Source organism: uncultured Methylobacterium sp., assembly GCF_964251405.1.
GTDB lineage: Bacteria > Pseudomonadota > Alphaproteobacteria > Rhizobiales > Beijerinckiaceae > Methylobacterium.
On the sequence record NZ_CAXUJR010000002.1, the window covers coordinates 46,385 to 51,116 of the forward strand.

General features: G+C 67.9%; 3 protein-coding genes. All 3 read left to right on the plus strand.

Going from position 1 to position 4,732, the window contains the following annotated elements; translation table 11 throughout:
• On the plus strand, nt 1-909 hold a 909-nt coding region (thrC, locus tag ACFE7U_RS01140; protein WP_375407882.1), incomplete at its 5' end, for a threonine synthase.
• Nucleotides 910-992: 83 nt separating this feature from the next.
• A complete protein-coding gene (locus ACFE7U_RS01145) occupies nt 993-2,288 on the plus strand; it encodes a M16 family metallopeptidase (protein ID WP_375407883.1) in 1,296 nt (431 codons plus the stop codon).
• Nucleotides 2,289-2,633: 345 nt separating this feature from the next.
• Nucleotides 2,634-4,732, plus strand: a 2,099-nt coding sequence (locus ACFE7U_RS01150; RefSeq protein ID WP_375407909.1) for a diguanylate cyclase domain-containing protein, incomplete at its 3' end; no start/stop codon positions are given.

Sequence of the window (4,732 nt, forward strand, 5' to 3'; positions counted from 1 at the left end):
GTCTCCGAGGTCCAGCGCCGGCAGATGACCTCGGTGGGTGCCGACAACGTTCACGCCATCGCGGTCGACGGCAACTTCGACGATTGCCAGAACATCGTCAAAGCCCTGTTCCAGCACGGCGATTTCGCGGACGAAGTCCGCCTGTCGGGCGTCAACTCGATCAATTGGGCGCGCGTGGCGGCCCAGGCCGTCTATTACTTCACCGGCGCGGTCGCCCTGGGCAGCCCGCACCGGCCGGTCTCGTTCGCAGTGCCGACCGGCAATTTCGGCGACATCCTCGCCGGCTGGGTCGCCAAGCAGATGGGGCTGCCCATCGGCCGGCTCATGATCGGCACCAACGCCAACGATATCCTGGCACGCACCCTGGAGCATGGCGCCTACGAGGTGCGCGGCGTCCAGCCGACCACCTCTCCCTCGATGGACATCCAGATCTCCTCGAATTTCGAGCGGCTGCTGTTCGAGGCCCTCGGCCGAGATTCGACGAGCCTCGGACGTCTGATGGCCGGCCTCAAGCAGTCCGGCGGGTTCACCCTCGACCCGTCCATCCTGGCGAGCGTGCGCGAGGACTTCGACGCCTGCGCCGTCCCGGAAGAGGCCGTGATGGCCGAGATCGCCCGCACCCACACGGCGACAGGCCAGGTTCTCGATCCGCACACCGCCATCGGCGTCCATGCGGCGCGGCGGTTGTTGGAGAAGGACCCGCGCACGCCGGTTGTCGCGCTGGCGACAGCCCATCCCGCCAAGTTCCCCGACGCGGTCTCGCAGGCGACCGGCGGCCCGCGTCCCGTGCTGCCCCCGCATCTCGCCGACCTCATGGGCCGCAAGGAACTGTTCTCGCGCTTGCCCAACGACCAGGCGGCGGTGGAGCGCTTCATCCGCGAGCGCGCCCGGATCACGCAGGGTGCCTGAACGCGCGAACGGGCCGGCTAAACTGGAGCGCGGCCCTATATGGACGGGACAGGGTCGAAACGCGGCCCGGAAAGATCAGGGTGATGAACCAGCATTTCGCGACGCACGGGGCTTCCCCGGACCTCAAGGTGACCCGGCTCGACAACGGCCTGACGGTGGTCACCGAGGCGATGCCCGGAGTCGCCACCGCGACGCTCGGCGTCTGGGTCGGCGCCGGCTCGCGACATGAGCGCGCCGACGAGCACGGCCTGAGCCACCTCATCGAGCACATGGCCTTCAAGGGTACGGCGACCCGCTCCGCACGTCGGATCGCCGAGGAGATCGAGGATGTCGGCGGCGACATCAACGCCGCCACCAGCGCCGAGGGCACGAGCTACAGCGCGCGGGTGTTGGGTGAGGATGCCGGCGTCGCCCTCGACGTGATCGGCGACATCCTGACGAACTCGCTGTTCGATGCGGGCGAACTCGTCCGCGAGAAGGGCGTGATCCTGCAGGAATACGCGGCGATCGAGGATACGCCGGACGACGTGGTCTACGAGGCCTTCACCGAGGCCGCCTTTCCCGACCAGCCGATAGGTCGGCCGATCATCGGCACACCGACCACGATCAAGAGCTTCGACCGCGACGCGATCCAGGCCTACATCGCGCGTGAATACACGCCGGACCGGATCGTCCTGGCGGCGGCCGGCGCCATCAGTCACGACGCCATCGTCGAGGCGGCGGACCGGCATTTCGGCGGCATGAAATCCGCCCAGGCGCCCGAGACGGTGCCGGGTGTCTATGCCGGCGGCGAGCGCCGCCTGCAGAAGAAGCTCGAACAGGCCAACGTGGTGATCGGCCTGCCGGGCCTGTCGTTCCGCGACGACGGCTATTACGCCCTCCACATGTTCGCGCAAATCCTGGGAGGCGGCCTGACCTCGCGGCTCTGGCACGAGGTCCGCGAGACGCGGGGGCTTGCCTACGAGATCCAGTCGTTCCACTGGCCGTTCTCCGATTGCGGCCTGTTCGGGATCGGGGCGGGCACCTCCGGCGCCGATCTCGCCGAGCTCGTCGACGTGACGCTGGCCGAGACGGTCAAGGCGGTGTCCGACATCGAGACGGTCGAGATCGTCCGCGCCAAGGCGCAGCTGAAGGTTGCCCTGCTCTCGGCCCTCGAGACGCCCGGTGGCCGCATTGAGCGCAATGCCCGCCAGCTCCTGGCCTGGGGTCGCGTTATCCCGGCCGCCGACGTCATCGCCAAGGTCGACGCCGTAACGGTCGACGATGTGCGCGCCGCCGGCCGCAAGCTCCTTTCGGGAGCTCCGACGCTCTCGGCGATCGGACCGATCAAGAAGCTGCCGACGCTCGACCACGTGCGCAAGACTCTGCAGGCCGCTTGAGGTCGAGCGGTCCCGGTTCGATGCCGACAGGCAGAACCGGAAAGCTGTCCGAGGACCAGGAATGCACGCCTGATCCGCGGGAGCCTGCAGGGTGGTTTCTCGCGCCCAGGCTCAGCGGCTTGTTTTGGCCGCAAAGCGGGGCGATCGAACCATGTCGGGCCAGGTCAGGAAGCGGTGGGCGCCATCCCGTGATGCCGCGTCGCGCCTTGCCCGCGCCATGCCCCATCGGTACGACTCGGACCCAACCTGAGCCGTAGATGCCGGGACGCTTCCTCCGGCCGGAACATTCGCCCGTTGCGTATCACCACCCTGGTCCTGGCCGCACTTCTGACGGTTGTCCTCGCCATGCTGGCCGTGAGCCGCCCGGCCGAGGCCGTGGAGGCCGTGCGCCTGACCCTCGACGCGCCGGCCATCGACCTGACGCCGATGATCGAGCGCTACCGCTCCGACGGCGACCTGATCCAGATCTCGACGGCGCCCGGCAAGGACGGGATCGTCCGACGCATCGTCGTGAAGGCGCGCGATACGGGAGCGCGGCCGGACTGGATGGTCTTCGCGCTCACCAACGACACCGACGAACAGATCGACCGGCTCCTCGTAGCGCCGCATTTCCGTCTCGTCGGCTCAGGGGTGATCTGGCCGGATCTCGGCGGGTCCCGCATCGCCGCGATCACGGCGAGCCAGGGCATCCGGCCCGACCGCGAGGACAACCCGGAAGCCGACCAGTTCATGATCACTGTCGATCCCGGCTCCACCGTGACGTTCGTGGCGGAGCTGAGGGGGCCGAACATTCCCCAGATCTACCTCTGGGACCAGGAGGCCTACCGCAAGAAATCGACCGGACTGACGCTCTACAAGGGCATCATCATCGGCATCTCCGGCCTGCTCGCCCTGTTCCTCACGATCATCTTCGTGGTGAAGGGTGCGATCATCTTCCCCGCCGCCGCGGCGCTGGCCTGGTCGGTACTCGCCTATGCCTGCATCGATTTCGGCTTCCTGCAGCGGATTTTCCCGCTGACCGAAGTGGCCGAGCGGATCTACCGTGCCTCCGCCGAGGCGATCCTCGGCGCCACCCTGCTGGTCTTCCTGTTCGCCTATCTCAACCTCAGCCGCTGGCACGTGCGCTACGGACACGTCGCGTTCTTCTGGCTCGCCTTCCTCGCCGGCCTCGTCGGACTCGCGGTCTTCGATCCTCCGGTGGCCGCGGGCGTCGCGCGCATCTCGATCGCGGCCGTGGCCGGGGTCGGACTCCTGCTCATCATCTATCTCGCCATCCATAACGGCTACGACCGCGCCATCCTGCTCGTGCCGACCTGGGCGCTGCTCATGGTCTGGGTGGTCGCGGCGGGCTTTGCCATCACCGGGCAGATCGGCAGCGACCTCGTCCAGCCGGCCCTGATCGGCGGCCTCGTGCTCATCGTGATGCTGATCGGATTCACCGTCATGCAGCACGCCTTCGCGGGCGGCGGTCTGACCCATGCCCTCGTCTCGGACACCGAGCGCCGCGCGCTGGCGCTGACCGGCGCCGGCGACGTCGTGTTCGATTGGGACGTCGCCGGTGATCGGGTCTTCGCGGGGGCCGAGATCGAGGGCCAGCTCGGCCTCAAGCGCGGGACGCTCGAAGGCCCGGCCTCGAACTGGCTCGGCCTGCTCCACCCCTTCGACGTCGATCGTTACTCGGCAGCCCTCGACACGGTGATCGAGGATCGCCGAGGCCGGATCCTCCACGATTTCCGCCTGCGGTCCCAGGTCGGGCCTTACCTCTGGTACCGCCTCAAGGCCCGGCCGGTCATCGGAAACGACGGGGAGGTGGTTCGCATCGTCGGGACGATCGCCGACGTCACCGAGGTGAAAGCCGCCGAGGAGCGGCTGCTGCACGACGCCATCCACGACAGCCTCACCGGTCTGCCGAACCGCGAGTTGTTCTACGACCGGCTCGATGCGGCGCTCGCCTTCGCGAGCCAGGATCCGCGCCTCAAGCCCACGATCATCGTCCTGGACATCGATCGCTTCAAGGCGATCAACGACGCGATCGGACTCGCGGCCGGCGATTCGATCCTGCTGACGCTGTCGCGCCGCCTCGGCCGACTCCTGCGGCCCCAGGACACCCTCGCTCGTATCGCCGGGGACGAATTCGGCCTGATCCTGCTCTCCGAGCGCGAGCCCGACCGCATCCTCTCCTTCGCGGAAATGATCCGCAAAGCCATTGCGACGCCGATCACCTACGCGGAGCGCGAACTTTTCCTCACCGTCTCCGTCGGCATCGCCTTCTACGAATCGGGTGGCAACCTGAAGCGCGAGGAGGTTTTCAAGAACGCCGAGATCGCGATGATCCAGGCCAAGCGCCAGGGCGGCGATCGTTCGGAGGTCTTCCGCTCCACCATGCGCAACGAGCGCGGCGATCGCATGGTGCTGGAGGGCGACCTGCGCCGCTCCCTCGATCG

Excerpts from the sequence above, each read along its gene's own strand:
- ACFE7U_RS01145 (WP_375407883.1), top strand. The coding sequence starts at position 993 with ATGAACCAGCATTTCGCGACGCACGGGGCTTCCCCGGACCTCAAGGTG.